Consider the following 20660-nt stretch of genomic DNA (forward strand, 5'->3'; position numbering starts at 1 on the left):
GGAGTGTCTATATGTACCCCCAGCAAGTTCACGATTATTTAGTAAAGTTTTTTGAAGAAAATGAGTGCCGTATTTTAAATAATGATGGCCATTACATTAATGTTCAATTAACGATTGATATGGATAAAAAAATTATGAATCGCCCTTATTACTGGAAATACTTGGAAAGTATAAATGGTGAGCCAAACCCAGCCCAATTAACCTTAATCACGGATCAAAATAATCTTATGGAAGGCGGCATAAAAGGGGAAGTGGTGCATTTCGGTTCTCCTCGACTAAGCCAACTATTTCAAACAACTAAAGAGTTAGGTGCATTTGTGCAAATGTATGAGAAGGTAAACAAGTTTGAAAAAAATATTATTTTAACTCCTTGGTTAGGTGTGAATTATAAAATATCATATTACAGTGATCAAACGAAAGAGATGCTTTATTCGCTAGGAATTAACTTAATGACAGGGAATCTAATAGAGGAATTTCAAGAATCATTAAGGGAAGTAGATTTAGATCCAATTATGACAGAGGGGGTTTTTCATTTACCTTATATTATAAAGCCCATCCGTGCTCTAGAGCGATTAGATTTGGTGATTGACAATATCGTACAACAAGATGATCATACGTGGGCAGAAGAAGCGAAAGAGAGATGGCAGAAAGATCAAGAGGTATTGGAATATTTTTACACGGGGATAGAAAAAAAGCCGGAATGCTACGATATGGAAAGAAAAGCGATGGAAGAACAGTACGAGGCAAGGATCAAAATTGAGGTTTTAAATGGTGGATTGTTTTACATGAAATAAGTAATACACCATTACCTAGAAACCAAGTGAGGAGATACGTGATTGCGGTCACTTATCTTCTCCATATCTTGTATTCCTCCTTTCAATAAACCGTTTTTGATGAGTGAGTATTGTTTATAGAGAAAACGGACATGATGCAAATAATAAAAGAGTTTATTAACGCAGAGTGGGTAGGGTGTTGCTATGGAATTAGAGAAAATTTCTAAGGTGCATATTGCTTTACTATTAGTAGTTACGATTATTTTTATATGGTCAGTTATTAAGCCTGTATCGTATTTGGATTGGTTAGCTGAAGTTAGTCCTGGAGTCGTCATATTAATCATTGTAATTGCAACGTATAACAAATTTCGTTTCACTACACTGTCTTATTTCATCATCGCTATTTTATCCATTCTGACGTTTATTGGTGGTCACTATACATATTCAGAAGTTCCTTTTTTTAATTGGATACAAGATGAGTTTGATTTGCAGCGAAATAACTACGATCGATTCGGACATTTCTTAAAAGGATTATCTGCCATTTTGATAAGGGAATTATTATTACGAAAAACGCAATTAACTAGAGGTGCGTGGTTATTCGGTATCACTGTTAGTATAGTACTGGCAGTTGCAGCACTGTATGAAATTATAGAATGGGCTAGTACTAAAATAAACGGCGGGGAAGAAGCAACAAAAGACTTTTTAGGTATGCAAGGTGATCAGTGGGATGCACAATGGGATATGACATTAGCTTTAATAGGTTCCATATTAGCCTTACTCCTTTTTTCAAAATTACATGATAAGTTGTTAAGAGAGAGTGGAAAATAGCCCAACTGAGTTCTCAACTCAGCTGGGCTATTTGTTCATGTTATTAAACTAAATAGACTGGTCTCTCTTTGTAATGTTAGTGTTACTAGAATTTACTGGTTATTCCATACGACAAGTTTAGTTTCTGTCATTTCATGAATGGCATATTTTAATCCTTCTTTACCTGTACCACTTTCTTTAACGCCACCGTATGGCATTTGATCAATACGATATGTTGGGATGTCGTTAATCATGACACCTCCAACTTCTAATTTTTTAGAAGCTTTAAACGCGGTTTGGATATCATTCGTGAATATTCCTGCTTGTAGACCATAATTCGAGTCATTAATCGCATCTATGCCTTCTTCAATAGAAGAGATGCGGTTTACAACGACGATTGGTGCAAATACTTCCTGACAGGATACCTTTAAATTTGGGGCTACATTCGATAAGATTGTTGGCATAAACACACCATTTTCGATTGTTCCTCCAGTAATAATTTCAGCGCCGTTTTGAACAGCTTCTTGTACCCAACTCATTGCTCGCTCTTGTTCTTTTGGATTAATCATGGCAGAAATATCTGTCGTATCTTCAAGTGGATTTCCAATGACAAGTTTCTTTGTCAGTGAAGCAAATTGTTCGATAAATTCTTCAAATAACTCATCCATTACATACGTGCGTTGTAAGGAAATACATATTTGTCCTTGATTTGAAAATGCCCCCATGACACATTTTGGTACAATTTGTGAGAGGTCCACGTTTCGATCAATGATTAAGCCGGAGTTTGAGCCTAATTCTAATGCGACTTTTTTTAATCCAGCTTTCTTTTGAATGCCAATACCTACAGCTGGGCTACCTGTAAAAGTAATCATTTTAACTTTGTCATGTTCAACTAAAGCATCCCCAACTGTTTTCCCACTACCTGTAACAACGTTAAAAGCACCTTTTGGTAAAGCAGTTTGGTCGATTAACTCAGCTAAAAATAGTGCAGAAAGCGGAGTTTGTGACGCTGGCTTTAGAACGATGGTGTTACCAGCTGCGATTGCAGGTCCTACTTTATGTGCCACTAAGTTTTGCGGAAAGTTAAATGGAGTGATGGCGGCGATAACTCCAATTGGTTGTTCGATAGTATAGCCAAAACGGTTCGCTCCGTTTTTGGCTGCATCCATTGGAATCATTTCGCCTGTTAAACGTTTTGCTTCTTCAGCTGCAAATTTATATGTTTCGATTGTGCGATCGATTTCTCCTAAAGCATATTTTATAGGTTTTCCTGCTTCCGAAGATATAATTTTTGCTGCTTTTTCACGGTTATCGATAAATAATTGTGTAAGATGTTCTAAAATTGCAGCACGTTCATAAGCGGTCAGTTCTGCCATTTGAGCTCTTGTATCATGTGCAACATCAATTGCTTGTTCCACTTCTTCCCGAGTCGCTTGTGGAATTTGCGCAATGACTTCTTTTGTGTGAGGGGAGCGGAGTTCTGCAAATTTTTCAGCAGTCTTCCATTCACCATTTACGTAAAATTGCTTTTTCATCCAATCATCCTCCAATATTAAGTTTCCTAATTCAAGTATACCGACTTCTCCAATTAAATACCCTTGATTTCCATTTTGAATCTACAGCAAAATAAGTTATTAATAAAGATTGTAGTAAACAAAAACCCACTCCAAGTTACTAACTTGGAGTGGGTTTATTACTAAAGCAATAAGAAAGTATATAAAATTTCTGCATAGTCTGTCTAGCTCCAGCGCCTTGCCCCTCGGGGTCAAATGGGTAATCACTGCGGTGGCTGAAGAGCTGCCTCCTCGCGATTCCCCATTTGCCTGTCGGGGCAGTAATAGGCGCTTACGCTTTTCTTATTACAAACTATCGCCAAAGTCTTCTCTAAATTTAGCTGCTAATTTATCTGGCCAGTCAGTTTGAGCACCTAATTTACCAAAGAAGAAGCGCATTGTTGTCGGTTCTTCTACGAATTGAAGTCCACCTATTAACTCACGGTTTTCATACAACCATACGATGCGATCCACTGCGTATTTTACTTGTGACAGTGTAAATACACGTCTAGGCATTGCTAGTCTTACAAGTTCCATATGTGCTAAGGGTTCAACGCCATTTGCATCGCGTTGTTCGGACATTGTACCGCGTTCCATTCCACGAACACCACCTGCAATATAAATTGCAGCTGCAAGGGCAGCGGCTGGATATTGTTCTTGCGGAATATGACTAATAAAGTCCATTGCATTGACATGACATCCAAGTCCGCCAGCTGGAGTAATAACAGGAACACCATTTTTGATTAATTCATCTGTCATATAAGAGATAAATTGTGGTCCTTGGTTGATCATTTGTTCATCCATTGTTTCATCCAGACCAACTACCATCGCTTCCATCTCACGAACAGACATTCCTCCGTAAGTTAAGAAACCTTCGTAAAGTGTAATATATTCACGCATTTTTAAGTATGCTTCTTCGCTATTAGTAATAATACCGCCACCACGAGCAAAACTGAGTTTACGCGCTGAAAAGTAAGTAATATCCGCAAGGTCTGCAAATTCACGAGTAATTTCACGAATAGACTTGTCTTTATATTCTTCTTCACGTTGTTTAATGAAGTAAAGATTATCTGCCAGTAAGCTAGCATCTAAAACAAGCAATAGATTATGCGCGTCACAAACTTTACGAACTTCACGCATATTTTCTAATGCAAATGGTTGTCCGCCAATTAAGTTCGTTCCTGCTTCCATACGAACAAAGGCAATTTTATCTGCTCCATTTGTTTCGATTAGATTAGAAAGTTTTTCAATGTCTATATTTCCTTTGAATGGACAAGTACTTGTTAAATTTAAAGCTTCATCTATGAATACTTCTTCCACAATTCCTCCGTTTAACACGATATGTGCTTTAGTAGTTGTGAAATGGTAGTTCATCGGAACAATAGACCCTTCCGTCACATATGCTTGAGAAATAATATTCTCGCAAGCACGGCCTTGGTGAGTCGGTAAAAAGTATTTAGTGCCGAAAATTTCTGTTAGTTTTTCTTCTAGTTTTGTAAATGTAGCAGAACCTGCATAGCTATCATCTGCTTCAAGCATGGAAGCTTGTTGACGATCACTCATCGCATTCACGCCACTATCTGTCAGCATATCCATGAAGACATCTTGGTTTTTCAATAAAAATGTATTATATCCCGCTTCTTTCATTGCTTCTAGGCGTTGCTCAACTGGAGGTAAATTCAGTTTTTGTATAATACGAACTTTGTGCATTTCCAATGGAATTTTTTCACCCGAATAAAATTTAATAGTAGACATGTTCATTCACTCCTGTGATCTATGTATTTGTGCGCTTTATCGCTTCAACGCGTTGGTGTATTAAATGTTTATATTATCATACATGATTAGACAATTTTTTGGAAGTCTGTTTATCTAGATCTTAATTACGAAAATTCTTCTATTGCTTTATGAATCATATTACTGAGTGTATCAACTGGTTCTGGTATGTATTTTTTACAATGAATGGATATTATCTGTGAATTAAAGTATAATTTAATTAAAATGATTATTCTGATTTTATAGAATCATTAAGCTGGAATTTGGCTATAAAATAAATGGGGTGAGAAATTGTATTGTCCGTCATGTGGTGTGAAAAATGAAATAGGGGCAAATTTTTGTTCGGGCTGTGGAGAAGTTTTGAGTGCTTCTAAAAATAGCTCGAAAAATTTTCTGATTACGGGGGTTTTAGTCTGTTTATTCACGCTAGGTGGCATTGGTTACGGTTTTAAAGAGTCTTTTTTTGCAAAGGATGAAGCCATTCCTGTCATAGAAGAATTAAAAACGTTGAATAAACAAGCACCAGTTGCAGAAATAGAGACAAAAAAAGTTGCTATTCAGCAAAAAGACAAAACAAAAGTAATACAAGAAACGATGCCTAAAGTATTTACAATATTAACTGAAGTAGGGCAAGGGTCTGGATTCCTCTATGAACAAGGTGGATACATTGTAACGAATGCACATGTAGTTGCAGGATATACCGATGTAATTGTTCGTAATTCTGCCGGGAAAGACTCGAGTGCAAAAGTTATTGGAATATCAGATGAATCGGATGTTGCATTACTTATTTCTGCTGAATACGCAAAAGTCAATCCGTTAGAAACAGAATTAGAAGAATCAATTGTTGGTACCGAAGTGATTGCACTTGGAAGCCCTCAAGGTTTTGAAAACTCTGCATCGATTGGATATTTGACTGGTGTTAATCGGGATATAGAATTTGGATTTCTCTATGAACATTTGTATCAGATTGATGCGCAAATTGATGAAGGAAGCAGTGGAGGTCCTTTGATTGATGCAAAAACAGGTAAAGTAATCGGCATTAATTCCCTATTGTTCAAAGAAAATGATGTGTTCGGTTTTTCCATCCCTATGAATACTGTGACTTCAATTTTAGACAACTGGATTTCAAGTCCTATGAATGAAAAACAGGTTACTTCTCTATTTGGAGTTTACGAGGATTATACGTATAGTGATGAAAATGTATCAGAAGACACTTATTATGAAGAAGATGCGTACAGTGAGGAAAGTATTCCGGAAGATACTTCTGACGAGGAAGATGCAAATAGTGATGAAATTGCTTCTTATGAAGAAGAGAGTGTAGAAGATGACTGGAATGATAATTCATTTGAAGAGGAGTCTTTATCTAATTTTATTATATCGTTTAGAGGATACTATGAAATGGCATTGGCTGATGAAGATTTTTCCTGGATAGAGGATATGCTAGGGCCTGGAAGTATAGCTTATATAGATTTAGAGAAATATGTATATGACGTTTCTGGTCAAGGGGTGATCTTTGACTTTACTTCCAATACTGTAACAGCGGTAGAAATTTTTGATGATTATGCACTTGTTTCTACAAATGAAGAGTTTGATTTTACAAACGCAGCTGGTGAATATGAGAGTTATAATCGAGATAAAGAATACACGGTGATGATAGATAGTGAAGGTAATTATCAAATAACTGATATTTTCATTTATGAATAAGTAAAATATTATTCGTTAACAAATAACCAATCGATTGAGTTAACTCCTTCGATTGGTTATTTCTCTATGTATTGGACATATAAGCTCTTCATATAAATAACCTATTGTGCTCACTACTATTTTTAGCGTACAATATATCGAATTGATAGAATTCTAATAAATCTAAATAATTTATCAGATGAAAGAGAATGTAGGTGTTGGCTTGAAGCGTATTCATTATAGTTGGTTTGTTTTAATAATTGCCTTTTTCTCTATTATTGTAGCGGGAATTGTGAGGTCATCCTCAGGAGTATTTATAGTCCCTTTTGAAAATGAGTTTGGATGGGATCGGACCGTCATTTCTCTAGCTTTTGCAATTGGTCTTTTCTTATACGGATTATCAGGTCCATTTATGGCGGCATTAATTGAAGTAGTTGGATTAAAAAAGATGATGATTTATGCAATGACTACTTTGATGGTGGGCCTTGTACTTACAATTTTTATGGACCAAGCTTGGCAACTAATACTAATTTGGGGAGTCGTTATTGGACTTGGGTCAGGTGTATTTTTAACCGTGTTAAGTACCTATGTAGCGAATCGCTGGTTTGAGAAAAGAAGGGGTCTTGCAGTAGGGATATTAACAGCTGCAACGGCAACGGGCCAGCTAATATTGCTTCCTGTGCTAGCAATTCTAGTAGAGAATTATTCCTGGCGCTGGGCAATTGGGATGATACTAATACTTAGTTTTATTATGCTTATCGTTATTATATTATTCATGAAAAATACCCCAAAGGAAATTGGCATTCTTCCGTATGGGCTAGTTGAGGAACCGAAAGAATCGCTTACAGTGCAAAAGAAAAATCCGATTACAATGGCTTTTGGATCATTACGAGAAGCTGTAAGAGTAAAGGAATTTTGGCTATTAGCAGCAAGCTTTTTTATATGCGGGCTTTCTACAAGTGGCCTAATTGGCACGCATTTTATTTCTTACTGCATTAGTTATGGAATTCCGGTAGTTGCTGCAGCTTCAATGCTTTCATTTATGGGGGTTTTTGATCTAGTCGGTACGACAATATCCGGATGGCTATCAGATCGCTATGATAATCGGTGGTTGCTGTTTTGGTATTACTTGTTAAGAGGAGCTTCTTTGGTCTTTCTACCTTTTGCACTTCAAGAAGGCTCTATTACGTTTCTAGTTATTTTCTCCGTGTTTTACGGGTTAGATTGGATTGCAACTGTACCTCCAACAATTAGTATTTCAAGGCAGATTTTTGGGGTTAAAAAAAGTGGGATTATATACGGTTGGATATTTGCATCCCACCAAGCTGGCGCAGCGGTAGCGGCGTATGGTGGAGGCTTTATGTATAACATATTCGATTCATACACATGGGCATTTTTCCTTGCTGGAGTATTTTGTGTATTGGCCAGTCTGTTTGTTATTTTGATTAAGAAACAAAAAACGGGATTATTAATTTAATAAATAGTTTTTCCTGAGAATACCTACTAAAAGATATATTACAAATATATCTTATTCTAAAACCTTGTCATAAACTTGTTAACTCCAACACATCTAACTGCAATCGTGCTGACATCTCTACATGTTAAGCTAAGCTTCGTTAGTGAAAAGGAGGAATTTCATTTTTATGAAAAAATATATTGTTACTCTAACAGCATTTGCAGCACTATCAGTAGGAATGGTGGGTCAAGCATTCGCATCAAGCATTCATACGGTAGAAAAAGGTGAAACACTTTGGTCAATTTCACAACAAGAGAACGTAAGTATACAAGAATTACAAGCATGGAACAATCTAGATTCATCAGTTATATATCCTTCTCAAGCGCTAAAGGTGGAAGAAGTATCAACTTCTAAAACACATATCGTAGTTTCAGGAGATACACTTTTCAGTATTGCACAAAAGTATAACCTTTCTGTGGACGGCTTGATGAATAGTAATCAGTTGACAAGTGATTTAATCCATCCAGGAGATGAATTGGTTCTAGAAGGAACAAAAGTGGCTGTAGCTGGAGTAAGCACAACTTCACCAGCTTCTAGCAAGGTATCTAATACAGCAAGTACACCAGCTACTACTGAATCTACAACTCAAGAGATGACTGTTACAGCGACAGCGTATACAGCTTACTGTGAAGGGTGTTCAGGAGTAACATCAACGGGTATCGACTTAATTTCAAATCCAAATCAAAAAGTCATAGCTGTAGATCCAACAGTCATCCCATTAGGTTCACGTGTTTGGGTAGAGGGTTACGGTGAAGCAATAGCAGGTGATATTGGTGGAGCAATTAAAGGGAATAAGATAGATGTTTTCATTCCATCAACACAAGATGCACTAAACTGGGGAAGTAAAACAGTAACGATTAAAGTCTTAAACTAACTTAAATATAAGGAAAATGGGGCACAACTAAGCGTTGTGTCCCATTTTTCTCTTTTCTATTCGTAAGATCTTTCCCTCTCACTCACATCTCGTCGATTTGGAGACATTGAACCATGCTTAGGTTTTAAATTACCTAACTCAGCCAATTCAAGAGAAATTTCCTCTTTCTTACTACTTGGATTTTTAGCAAAAGAACCTCTATTATTACTAGCTCCTTGATGAGTACCATTTTTCATAAGAAAACCCCTCTCGACTTTTTTGATGCATTATTAATATGGTTGAAAAGTAAAAAAACATGTATGAAATATGAAAAATTATTTGATTTCCAAATGACCCTTTTCAAATTCCGCAGGTTTTTTCAAACATTCCACTGGGAATATAAACGTCCATGGCATGGTGACTTTTGAGGGAATAACTAGTGTTGTCAGTGTAAAAGAACTTTCTGCAACGATTTCATCATTTTCTATGTACACGAGTCTTTTTTCATTAAAAGTAAGCGTTTTTTGCGTGAAGTTATGGACAAGTACCGTGATTAATAATTCTCCTCTATGATTAACAGCGTTCCAGATAGGAGAGAGGCGAATGTTTTCAAGATTATTTTCATTTGTTTCAAGAAATATTGCTTCAATGTCTTTACGATCTTTGCTGGATAAAGCTTTGTCCCATGATGATTCGAACATTAATTTTTGCAAAGTCAAAACCTCCTCGAGTAGAATACATTTTAACATATACGGTGAGAAGTAGTGATTCCTCCATAGCAAACAATCCGGAAAGGCTCACAGGATGTACGATTTTTTCTAGATCGCTTTGGATAGATTTTTTAGCGTACATAATTACTAAAAGTAAAAAAATAGCTTAAGAAAGCGACTGCTTCAATTTCTTAAGCAATTATTTACAATAAAAGCAAAAAGAAATTTTCTAAAAACCTTTTAAACTTAGTTGACTTGTCGGCATTATTGAGATAATATATAAACAGATTTGATGACTGATAAATCAGAATCGAATTTACATTATGAAAACAATTTGTACGTAAATGATCCAATACGGAAAGTAAATATGAATAGAATAGTAGCTGAATAAAAAAGTAGAGGCGATTTTGATTGTAAACCTGATTAAAATCGTTTTTTTATATCTTTTATATAGAAAATTATAGTCGTACATAAGAATGTGTAATAAAGGAGGCGGTCATTTTGGGTAAAGTTTATTTAGTGGGAGCAGGACCTGGCAGTGTAGATTTAATAACCGTAAAAGGCTTGAGATGTATTCAAGAGGCAGATGTTATTTTATATGATCGTCTCGTTAATAAGGAGCTTCTTTCATATGCGAAGCCAGAAGCAGAGCTTGTTTTTTGTGGTAAGTTACCAAATTTCCATGCCATGATCCAAGAAAGAATTAATCACTTTTTGGTGAAGTACGCGAAGCAAGGGAAAATTGTGACGCGTTTAAAAGGTGGAGATCCGTTTGTATTTGGTAGAGGTGCTGAAGAGGCTGAGGTACTTGTAGATCATGGTATCCCGTTTGAAGTTGTACCAGGTATTACATCCGGTATTGCCGCACCAGCTTATGCAGGCATTCCAGTGACACATCGTGAACTTGGTTCCAGTTTTGCAATCGTAACGGGGCATATGCGTGAAGGAAAAGATGATTCTATCCATTGGGAAAGTCTAGCAAAAGGCATTGATACACTAGCGATTTATATGGGAGTTGGAAATTTACCATATATTTGTGAGCAACTTACTAAGCACGGGAGACCAGAAAGTACTCCAGTAGCGCTAATACACTGGGGAACGACAGATGCTCAACAAACAATAACAGGTACACTCGCTACTATTGTAGAAATAGCCAAAACCTCTGAAATACAAAATCCTAGCATGATTATTGTAGGAGAAGTTGTAAGATTACGTGAAAAAATAAAATGGTTCGAAAAAACGTTAATTGATTCAGAAGAGGTAAAAGCAAAAGAAATGATCGTTTAACGGAAGGAGGGTGACTCATGGAGGCAGTTTTATATGTAGGGCATGGTAGCCGAGTAAAAGCAGGAGCTAACGAAGCTATTTCTTTTATTGAACGGACACAACCACGCATTGATGTGCCAATTCAAGAAATTTGTTTTTTAGAGTTAGTCGAACCAAATATTAATGAAGGAATCGATCGATGTGTGCAGCGTGGAGCTACAAAGATTGCTGTTGTACCAATACTTTTACTTACCGCAAATCATGCGAATGAAGATATTCCGCTCGAACTGAACGAAGGAAAAAAGAAATATCCACAAGTTGGAATTACTTACGGTCGCCCTTTTGGTGTTCATCCTAAAATAGTGGATAGCTTGTATGATCGCATAATAGAACAGGGAAAACCTATCAAAAAAGATTCTCGCGTACTACTGGTCGGTAGAGGCAGCAGTGACCAGGCGGTTGAGCAAGACTTAAATGAAATAGCAAGTCTTCTAGGTGAAAAATATTTCTTCCGACAAGTAGAAACTTGTTTCTTATACGGAACAGGAAAGTCTTTTGAATCGGCTCTAGAAGATTTACAAAAGCATACCAGCCAAGTATTTATCATACCGTATTTATTGTTTACTGGAATTCTATTAAAAGGAATCGAGAAACAGCTTGCTGCATATTCGAACAATGAACAACAATTGATATTATGTAAAAGTCTTGGCTATGATCACCACGTACAAGATGTACTAGTGGAACGAGTAGGCGAACTGATTTCAAAATAGGGTTAACAAATATTATTTCTTAATTCCTGCTTGGCAGAAGTTACATTTTCAGAGAAGGGATGAATGCGAATAGTGGATAAAAAAGTGCAAAATCATGAACAAACCCTTGAAAATTTAAAAGAGATTATACCAACAATAAGTTATGGAACTATTACATTAGTTATCCAAGATAACTATGTAGTTCAAATAGAAAAGAATGAAAAATTTCGGCTGAAATAGTTGAAATAAAAAAGTACAGAAAATTAGTTTTGTGAGGTGGAAAAATTTGCAACTTCAAGTGATCAATAGTCCATTTAATGAGGAACAAGTAGAATTACTCAATCAAATTTTACCAAAATTGTCAGAGGGGCAAAAAATCTGGTTAAACGGATATCTAAGTGCTCCGATTGCTGCAGGTTTTCCAATAGGAGGAATCATCGAACGAGATGTACCTACTATTAGTGAGGCTGCTGTTACAGTAACAAAAGAAGCGACGATTCTATTTGGATCACAAACTGGCAATAGTCAGGCTTTAGCTAAGAAATTAGCAAACAATCTTCAAACAGACAACTTTGAAATAACGCTAGTCTCCATGTCAGATTTTAAGCCGAATACTTTGAAGAAAATTCAAAATTTATTAATTGTAGTGAGCACACAAGGAGAGGGAGATCCGCCAGATAACGCGATTCAATTACACGAATTTTTGAGTAGTAAAAGAGCGCCGAAATTGGATCAATTACAATACTCCGTCCTATCATTAGGTGATACATCGTATGAAAAGTTCTGCCAAACAGGCAAAGACTTTGATGAGCGCTTGGAAGCATTAGGAGCTAATAGACTAGCACCAAGAATTGACTGCGATTTAGATTATGATGATGCAGCTGATGAGTGGATATCAAATGTACAAGGAAAACTTAATGAGTTGTTAACTGGAAGTTCATCTACGCAAGCGATATCCAACTTAGATGTAGGGAACGCTAGTGAAGAGTCCACTTATTCACGTAAAAATCCATTCCAAGCAGAAGTACTTGAAAATTTAAATTTAAATGGACGTGGATCAAATAAGGAAACACGACATTTAGAGTTATCAATTGAAGATGCTAATTTACAGTTTGAGCCGGGAGATAGTTTAGGGATTTTCCCGAAAAACGATGAGTCGTTGGTAGACGCATTGATTGCAGAACTGGGCTGGAATGCTGGTGATCAAATAGCAACAAAAGAAAATCAAGCACAAACTTTAAAAGAAGCGCTTGTTTCTTATTTTGAAATTACAGTACTTTCAAAACCATTGCTAGAAAAAATAGCCCCATTTACGTCGAATACTCAGCTGCATGATCTTTTGAAAGAAGAAAATGTACAACAGTTAAGAGAGTATTTACATGGTCGTGACTTGTTAGATGTAGCACAAGATTTCAAACCGTGGACAGCATCTGCGAGTGAGTTTGTCTCTGTGTTACGTAAAATACCTGCAAGACTGTATTCCATTGCGAGTAGCCAAAAAGCGAATCCAGATGAAGTTCATTTAACAATTGGAACTGTTCGCTATGAAGCGCATGGTCGTGATAGAAAAGGTGTATTCTCAGGAGCTTGTGCAGAAAATGTTGAAATTGGAACTGCATTACCGGTTTATGTACATCACAATCCTAACTTTAAGTTACCTCAAAACCCTGAAACGCCAATCATTATGATAGGAGCAGGAACAGGGGTTGCACCGTATAGAGCTTTCTTAGAAGAAAGAGAAGAGCTAGGTACTGAAGGTAAATCATGGTTATTCTTTGGAGACCAACATTTTGTAACAGACTTCCTATACCAAACGGAATGGCAAAAATGGCTTAAAGGTGGAGTATTAACAAGAATGGACGTCGCTTTTTCACGTGATACAGAGCAAAAAGTATACGTTCAACACCGTCTAAAAGAGCAAGCAGAAGAGATTTATAAATGGTTAGAAGATGGAGCAGTAATCTACATTTGTGGAGACGAAAAGAACATGGCTACTGATGTTCATGCAACATTACTAACAATTATCGAGGACCGAGGTTCTAAAACTTCTGAAGAAGCAGTCGCTTATTTAAATGAGCTACAGCAACAAAAACGTTATCAACGAGATGTCTACTGAAAACATCGAAAAAGGAGTTTGACTAATGACTGAGAAAATAATATTACCACCACAACCAGGAAAACGTAGTGATGTAGAGCGTATTAAAGATGAAAGTAACTATTTACGTGGATCACTTGTGGAAACGATGAACTACCCGATTAGTTCGGGAATTCCAGATGATGATAACCGTTTACTAAAATTCCACGGTAGTTATTTACAAGATGACCGAGATCTTAGAAATGAGCGTCAACGTCAAAAACTAGAACCTGCTTATCAATTTATGATTCGTATACGTACGCCAGCTGGTGTCTCTACAGCTGCGCAATGGCTTGAAATGGATAGACTTGCAAATAAATATGGTAACGGCACATTGAAGTTAACAACTCGTCAAGCTTTCCAAATGCATGGTATTTTAAAATGGAATATGAAAAAGCACATTCAAGAAATAAACAATGCATTGTTTGATTCGTTAGCAGCTTGTGGAGATGTAAACCGTAATGTAATGTGTAATGCAAATCCAGAACAATCGGATATTCATGCGGAAGTATTTGATTGGTCTTCTAAATTAAGTGATTATCTTTTACCAAAAACAACTGCCTATCATGAAATTTGGCTTGATGGGGAAAAAGTAATTAATAGTGAAGAACAAGAAGAAGAGCCGATGTATGGTGCACTTTATCTTCCACGTAAATTTAAAATTGGTATTGCAGTTCCACCACTTAATGATATTGATGTATATTCACAAGACCTAGGCTATATTGCGGTACTAGAAAACGATCAATTAGTTGGATTTAACGTATCAGTTGGTGGTGGTATGGGGATGACTCATGGCGATAATGAGACATATCCTCAGCTAGGAAAAGTAATTGGTTTTGTGACACCAGATCAAATCTTGGAAGTTGCAGAAAAAACAATTACGATACAACGTGATTACGGGAATCGTTCTGAACGAAAAAATGCTCGTTTTAAATATACAATTGATGCTCGTGGGTTAGATTGGTTTGTAGATGAATTACATACTCGCCTAGGGTGGAAGTTAGAACCTGCTCGTGCATATCATTTTGATCATAATGGTGATCGCTACGGATGGGTGAAGGGGAGCAAAGGGAAATGGCATTTCACGCTATTTATCCAAAGTGGTCGTATAAAAGATTTGGAAGATTATCAACTAATGACTGGATTAAGAGAAATTGCAAAAATCCATTCAGGTGAATTTAGATTAACTCCGAACCAAAACTTGGTTATAAGTAATGTGACGGATGAGAATAAGAGCAATGTAGAAGCATTGATTAAACAATATGGTTTAACAGATGGTTCGCATTACTCTGCTTTAAGAAGAAGCTCGATGGCTTGTGTAGCATTCCCTACATGTGGTTTAGCAATGGCTGAAGCTGAACGTTATTTACCATCATTGTTAGATAAGTTAGAGGTTATTGTAGACGAAGCAGGACTACGAGATCAAGAGATTCTTATTCGTATGTCTGGTTGCCCGAATAGCTGTTCAAGACCTGCATTAGGTGAAATTGGTTTCATAGGAAAGGGTCCTGGTAAATACAACCTATACTTAGGAGCCGGTTTTGCAGGTGAAAGATTGAATAAAATGTATCGTGAAAATATCGGAGAAGAAGAAATTTTACAAGTACTTCGCCCAATATTGTTCCAATATGCAAAAGAAAGAAATGAAGGCGAGCATTTCGGCGATTTTGTTGTTCGAGTTGGACATGTGAAAGCTACGCTAGATGGAATGGAATTTCATAATTAAGCTATGACAAGTTATTCGATGATGTTGAATATTAAGGGAAGACCAGCAGTTGTTGTTGGAGGCGGGAAAATCGCTTGTCGCAGAACGATTGGCTTATTAAAAGCTGGTGCCAAGGTGACTGTAATTAGCCCTGATATTCAGGAACAAATGAATGATTTATGGAACGAAAACCGTGTAGATTGGGTACAGAAAAAGTTCGAAGCTGACGATTTACATGGAGCTTTTATAGTTATTGCTGCTACAAATAGTAAAGAGGTAAATCTTTCTGTCGCTGAGAATGCAGGAGTTAATCAATTAGTTAATATTGTCGATGAACCCGAACTGAGTACATTTCATGTCCCTGCTACACTAACGAGAGGCGATTTAACTATTAGTGTAGCGACAGGCGGAGCTAGTCCAACGCTCTCACGCATTATTCGCAGTGAACTGGAAGAAAAGTATGATAATTCATATGTTGGCTATTTAGATTTTTTGGCGACTGTTCGCGGGAAATTAAAACAAGTGAGCATGGACGAGTCGATGAAAATACACTATTTAATAGAAATTACGAATGAAAGTTTTCAAAAGTCAGAAGAAAAACAACGGGAGTTCCTGGAGTTTTTAGAAGGAATTTAATAAAGTAGACCGCTTGATGTGAAAACATCAAGCGGTCTACTTTTATTTATGATGACTAAGTTCCATTTTTACGGAAAAGCTAGTTTAGAAACAGGTACGATCATGCAATGAAAAAGTTGAAGAATGTGAATTACCTATCATTTTACAACAAGTTCTCTTTTTGTTACGATTGTTAAGTTGTCTGTCCTCAGACCTCTAATGTTTTGTTTAATAATGAAGAATCTACTACTAATTACATAAAAGAAGGTGTCTTATTTGAACGTACTATGGGGAATTTGCGGTATTTTGGTTGTCTTAGGTATTGCATTTTTATTTTCTAGCGCAAAAAAATCGATTAATTGGAGAACAATTTTCGTAGGATTAACGATTCAATTGTTGTTCGCATTTATTGTATTGAAATGGGAGACAGGTCGAGAAGTGCTAGTTGCTTTTTCAAATGGTGTACAAAGTTTAATATCCTACGCGAATGAGGGTGTTGTTTTTGTATTTGGACCAATTGCAGACACAGAAAAATTTGGATTTGTTTTTGCAGTTCAAGTTTTAACTGCTATTATTTTCTTCTCTTCTTTAATAGCTGCGTTATATTATTTAGGAATTATGCAGTTTTTTATTCGAATTATCGGTGGAGGGCTTTCTAAATTACTTGGAACAAGTAAAGCAGAGTCTGTGTCATCAGCAGCTAATATTTTTGTTGGACAAACGGAAGCTCCACTTATTATTCGACCGTTTATCGATAAAATGACAAGGTCGGAGCTTTTTGCGGTGATGACAGGTGGTCTTGCATCAGTTTCTGGTTCTGTTTTAGTTGGTTATGCGCTATTAGGTGTGCCTTTAGAATACTTAATAGCTGCAAGCTTTATGGCTGCCCCTGCAGGATTGATCTTAGCTAAAATGATGATTCCTGAAACAGAAGAAGTCGACGAAGATAACTTCACGCTGGAGAAAGATAATACTTCTGTTAATGTAATTGATGCAGCTGCACGTGGAGCTAGTGATGGTTTGAAACTTGCAGTTAATGTTGGTGCAATGCTACTTGCTTTCATTGCGCTAATTGCTCTACTTAATGGAATACTTGGTGGGTTAGGAAGTTTATTTGGATTTGAAGGAGTTACAATTGAAGGTATCCTTGGAGTTGTATTTTCACCATTAGCTTTTGCTATCGGTGTACCTTGGGCTGAAGCAGTGCAAGCAGGTTCGTTCATAGGTCAAAAGCTTGTATTGAATGAATTTGTTGCATATTCTGCTTTTGCTCCAGTAATTCCAGACTTATCGCCGAAGACAGTTATTGTAGTCAGCTTCGCATTATGTGGTTTTGCAAACTTCAGTTCATTAGCAATATTATTAGGCGGCTTAGGAGCAATGGCACCTAAGCGTCGTTCAGATATCGCACGTTTAGGAATGAGAGCAGTTGCTGCTGGTATGTTGGCATCGTTACTAAGCGCTGCAATAGCAGGTATGTTTATATAATAAAGTGTTGGCACCCATTGTCTATAGATAATGGGTGCTTTTTTAATTTTGAGATTTATTCGCCCTTGAACATAGTATTACGTACGATTATTTCTAGATGGCTATCTCTATTTTCTTCTTATAATAAATTTAGTCCAAAGCAAACCGTAAAAGTTTAGATAAAAAAAGTCTATTTTAGCGCTTTTTTTAACTAGGAAAAAATAAGTAAATTAACAAGTAATGGATATTAGTGGTATTCTGGGTTATAATTAAAGTATTGATTATTCAGAGAATTTGAGTGAAATTAATTGTTTGCTATTTTACTAGAAGAAAAACTACGTAATAAAAGCTGGAATTGGAGGTAAATTCGTGATTAAAGATACTTTGTATGCGTTTCAGAATGATTCAGCTACAATAGAGAATCATCAATTTCGTTCTTGGGAGCATTATTATTACTCATATTTTCGTGAAAGTCGCGTTGAAGCAAAAAGTGATGAAATAGTAGATCATGCATCATTATATTTAACTAATTGGAATAAGCTAGCAGAACAATTACTGTCTGGAAGTACTAAATTACAAGAGACATATGCAGCGTATTTACCAGTTTTGGATGAAATGAATGGACAGATTAGTGACGTTGTTAAACTAAACGATACTTTGACATCTAAGATAGTACTTGGTGGATTTTGGGTAGGTCCAACTTTTGATTGTTTCTTTAAAGAGGCAGTGGGATTCTACGACATCAATAAAAAAGTGATTGAAAACTCTTTTGACCAATTCTCTTTATTTATTAAAGAAACTACAATGGAGGCATTAAATTATACGCCAATGAAAGTGATGGATATGTATTTTGGAAAAAGGGAAGAAGTGAATACAAATATCCAGGATTCAGAATCAGTAGAGCGGGTAAAAGAATTTATACCTGATACCAAAGAAATTTCACGAGATGTTATAGAAATCCAAAATAACCCTGTTTTAAAAGTCCGAAAAAGTCGAACAGATGATATTCGAAATTACATTACAATAATTTTGCAAGCGGAAAAAGAATCTGGTCAAGACTTCGCACTTATTTGTGCACGTGACATACACAATGGAATGACTTTAAAGAATAGCTATCCATCAGTGTGTTCGGCAATGGCTAGTATTCCATTATTCAGGAAGTTCGACGTTATATATGCTCCGCCTAGTGGGAAAAGTAGTAAGGTAACATATCGGTATATATTGAATGGAGAAAGTGAAAAATTGTTGCAATAGAAGAGAAACGTAAAATAACCCATCCATTGAGATTTATTGGATGGGTTATTTTTAAATTGAGTTCCAATTTATTAAAATCTAAGGCTCGTTTAGTTCAATCCAAATTCATTAATTAATGAAGCTAAGCCACCTTGGAAGCCACTGCCGATAGCGTTGAATTTCCATTCGCCACCATGTCGATATAGTTCTCCAACCACAAGTGCAGTTTCGATGGAAAAGTCTTCTCCTAAATCATATCTAATAATTTCTTCATTTGTATCTTCGTTTACAATTCTTATAAAAGCATTAGAAACTTGCCCAAAGTTTTGTTTACGTTGATCCGCATCGTGAATAGTAACAGTGAAAACAATTTTTTGTACAATGCTAGGAACAAGTGGTAATTTAACGATCATTTGCTCATCATCACCATCACCGTCCCCAGTTCGATTATCGCCAGTATGTATAACCGAACCTTCCTCACTTTGAAGATTATTATAAAAGATAAAGCTTTTTTCATTAAATGCTTTTCCGTTACCGTCTACTATGAAAGCAGATGAGTCTAAGTCAAAATCTTCGCCGCCACTGTATCTATTAGTGTCCCAACCTAGACCGACTATGACATTTGTTAAACCTGGATTCGTTTTTGTTAAATCAATTTTTTGCCCTTTTGATAGGTTAATAACTGACATTCTGTTTCCTCCTCATCCATAATATAATCAAATTATCGTGTACTTATTTTCTTTGACCATCTTCGTATTTTTTTTGTAATTCTTCTAAACGAAGGCGACCTTCTTCTCTCATTTTGCGGTTTTCTTCTTCAATGGCTTTTGTTTCGTTCATCCCACGCATAATAGTGTCCCACGTTTGCTCAATTGTTTCTATTTTTATGCTTGGTTGACCAGACATTTTCGCAATATCCACACTTTGTTTAGAAATATCATTGGCATTTCGTAAAAGCATTTCATTCGTTCGACGATCTAGTTCATTCATCGATTGTGCTACAAGGTTTTGTCTCTTTGCTGAAATAGCATTGATCAGACCTGTTTTAAATATAGGAATTGTTGTTACAAAAGCAGAGTTTATCTTACCAATTAACTTCGTATTCCCGCGTTGAAGCATTCTAATTTGTGGAGCAGACTGGTAGGATACTTGTTTTGCCATTTCTAAATCGTAAACTCGCTGATCCAGAAGTTCAATTGCATTTTGCAGTGAGTTCAATTCCATTAAAACAAGTTGATCTCCGGCTTCTGCTTTTTGTTGTAAAGCAGGAACTTGTTGTCTTAACTGATTAACTTTAAGTTCTCCAGCTAAAATATACTTTTCTAATTCCATAAAGTAATTAAAGTTTGCGTTGTACAGCTCTTCTAATGTAACGGTGGAGTTTTTCATCTCTTTTTCGTATTTTGTAATTTCTACGAATACTTTATCAATTTCGCTACCCATTGTTTGGTATTTATTGAACAGCTTGTCAATAATTTTTTCGCCTTTTTTAAATATTTTACCGAAAAAGGAAGGCTTTTCGACGAAGTCCTTCTTATCAAACTTATCCATAATTTTGCCGAGTTGCTTTAAAAGTTCACTTGATTCTTCCATGCTACTTGATTTAATCGTGTTTAGAATTTTCCCTGTAAAATTGGAAATTTCATTTGCAGGTTCGCGGCCAAACTCTAATAGCCCCACTTGATTTTTGGGATCGATTTTAGCGACCAGTTGTAATACTTGTGGATCTCGTTTCAATTGTGCTTTTAAATCGTTGCTTTCTAATATTTTTTCTTGCTGTTCAATTTCTAATTTTTGCAATTCCATTTATTTTCCCCCTTAAG

19 protein-coding genes are annotated in these 20660 nt (G+C 36.2%); 13 read left to right on the forward strand and 6 right to left on the reverse strand.

The window, feature by feature from the left end; genetic code table 11:
* The first annotated feature begins 11 nt into the window (after positions 1–11).
* A complete protein-coding gene (locus tag C7437_RS07585; protein WP_111439081.1) occupies positions 12–794 on the forward strand; it encodes a YqhG family protein in 783 nt (260 codons plus the stop codon).
* Positions 795–977: 183 nt separating this feature from the next.
* Positions 978–1601, forward strand: a complete 624-nt coding sequence (locus C7437_RS07590) for a DUF2238 domain-containing protein (RefSeq protein ID WP_111439082.1) — start codon at positions 978–980, stop codon at positions 1599–1601.
* A gap of 92 nt (positions 1602–1693) precedes the next feature.
* On the opposite strand, the gene C7437_RS07595 is transcribed toward C7437_RS07590, so the two are convergent.
* A complete protein-coding gene (locus C7437_RS07595) occupies positions 1694–3115 on the reverse strand; it encodes an aldehyde dehydrogenase family protein (protein ID WP_111439083.1) in 1422 nt (473 codons plus the stop codon).
* A 324-nt stretch (positions 3116–3439) separates the two neighbouring features.
* The gene (locus C7437_RS07600) at positions 3440–4888 is read right to left on the reverse strand and encodes a tryptophanase (protein WP_111439084.1); all 1449 of its coding nucleotides are present in this window, start codon (positions 4886–4888) and stop codon (positions 3440–3442) included.
* A gap of 378 nt (positions 4889–5266) precedes the next feature.
* Between C7437_RS07600 and C7437_RS07605 the strand changes: the two genes are divergently transcribed.
* From C7437_RS07605 to C7437_RS07615, 3 genes are all read left to right on the forward strand, one after another.
* On the forward strand, positions 5267–6610 hold the full coding sequence (locus C7437_RS07605; RefSeq protein WP_245909243.1) for a S1C family serine protease: 1344 nt from the start codon (positions 5267–5269) through the stop codon (positions 6608–6610).
* A 202-nt stretch (positions 6611–6812) separates the two neighbouring features.
* Positions 6813–8066 (forward strand): MFS transporter, encoded by a 1254-nt coding sequence (locus tag C7437_RS07610; RefSeq protein WP_111439086.1) that lies wholly within the window; start codon positions 6813–6815, stop codon positions 8064–8066.
* A 166-nt stretch (positions 8067–8232) separates the two neighbouring features.
* Complete coding sequence (locus C7437_RS07615; protein ID WP_111439087.1) at positions 8233–8979, forward strand: LysM peptidoglycan-binding and 3D domain-containing protein; 747 nt, start codon at positions 8233–8235, stop codon at positions 8977–8979.
* A gap of 56 nt (positions 8980–9035) precedes the next feature.
* On the opposite strand, the gene C7437_RS07620 is transcribed toward C7437_RS07615, so the two are convergent.
* On the reverse strand, positions 9036–9215 hold the full coding sequence (locus C7437_RS07620; RefSeq protein WP_111439088.1) for a hypothetical protein: 180 nt from the start codon (positions 9213–9215) through the stop codon (positions 9036–9038).
* Between the two features lie 78 nt (positions 9216–9293).
* Complete coding sequence (locus tag C7437_RS07625; protein ID WP_111439089.1) at positions 9294–9671, reverse strand: SLAP domain-containing protein; 378 nt, start codon at positions 9669–9671, stop codon at positions 9294–9296.
* Positions 9672–10166: 495 nt separating this feature from the next.
* Between C7437_RS07625 and cobA the strand changes: the two genes are divergently transcribed.
* The 8 genes from cobA to C7437_RS07665 all read left to right on the forward strand — a co-directional run bounded on the left by cobA (position 10167) and on the right by C7437_RS07665 (position 18858).
* Positions 10167–10955, forward strand: a complete 789-nt coding sequence (cobA, locus tag C7437_RS07630; RefSeq protein WP_211309995.1) for a uroporphyrinogen-III C-methyltransferase — start codon at positions 10167–10169, stop codon at positions 10953–10955.
* Positions 10956–10972: 17 nt separating this feature from the next.
* On the forward strand, positions 10973–11704 hold the full coding sequence (locus C7437_RS07635) for a sirohydrochlorin chelatase (RefSeq protein WP_111439091.1): 732 nt from the start codon (positions 10973–10975) through the stop codon (positions 11702–11704).
* Between the two features lie 63 nt (positions 11705–11767).
* Positions 11768–11923, forward strand: a complete 156-nt coding sequence (locus C7437_RS07640; protein ID WP_111439092.1) for a YezD family protein — start codon at positions 11768–11770, stop codon at positions 11921–11923.
* A gap of 46 nt (positions 11924–11969) precedes the next feature.
* Positions 11970–13799 carry an assimilatory sulfite reductase (NADPH) flavoprotein subunit gene (locus tag C7437_RS07645; RefSeq protein WP_111439093.1) on the forward strand — a complete coding sequence of 610 codons (1830 nt, stop codon included), beginning with the start codon at positions 11970–11972 and terminating at the stop codon, positions 13797–13799.
* A gap of 25 nt (positions 13800–13824) precedes the next feature.
* Positions 13825–15543, forward strand: coding sequence for an assimilatory sulfite reductase (NADPH) hemoprotein subunit (cysI, locus tag C7437_RS07650; RefSeq protein ID WP_111439094.1), 1719 nt, complete (start codon positions 13825–13827; stop codon positions 15541–15543).
* Positions 15544–15546: 3 nt separating this feature from the next.
* Positions 15547–16158 (forward strand): NAD(P)-binding protein, encoded by a 612-nt coding sequence (locus C7437_RS07655; RefSeq protein ID WP_111439095.1) that lies wholly within the window; start codon positions 15547–15549, stop codon positions 16156–16158.
* A gap of 255 nt (positions 16159–16413) precedes the next feature.
* On the forward strand, positions 16414–17625 hold the full coding sequence (locus tag C7437_RS07660) for a NupC/NupG family nucleoside CNT transporter (RefSeq protein ID WP_111439096.1): 1212 nt from the start codon (positions 16414–16416) through the stop codon (positions 17623–17625).
* A 348-nt stretch (positions 17626–17973) separates the two neighbouring features.
* Positions 17974–18858: a hypothetical protein gene (locus C7437_RS07665; protein ID WP_111439097.1), complete on the forward strand. Its 885-nt coding sequence runs from the start codon at positions 17974–17976 to the stop codon at positions 18856–18858.
* An 89-nt stretch (positions 18859–18947) separates the two neighbouring features.
* On the opposite strand, the gene C7437_RS07670 is transcribed toward C7437_RS07665, so the two are convergent.
* Together C7437_RS07670 and C7437_RS07675 are read right to left on the reverse strand one after the other, a co-directional pair.
* On the reverse strand, positions 18948–19526 hold the full coding sequence (locus C7437_RS07670) for a TerD family protein (protein WP_111439098.1): 579 nt from the start codon (positions 19524–19526) through the stop codon (positions 18948–18950).
* Between the two features lie 43 nt (positions 19527–19569).
* Complete coding sequence (locus tag C7437_RS07675) at positions 19570–20643, reverse strand: toxic anion resistance protein (protein WP_111439099.1); 1074 nt, start codon at positions 20641–20643, stop codon at positions 19570–19572.
* Positions 20644–20660 lie beyond the last annotated feature (17 nt).

Origin of the sequence: Psychrobacillus insolitus (genome assembly GCF_003254155.1) — a bacterium.
GTDB classification, from domain to species: Bacteria; Bacillota; Bacilli; order Bacillales_A; family Planococcaceae; genus Psychrobacillus; species Psychrobacillus insolitus.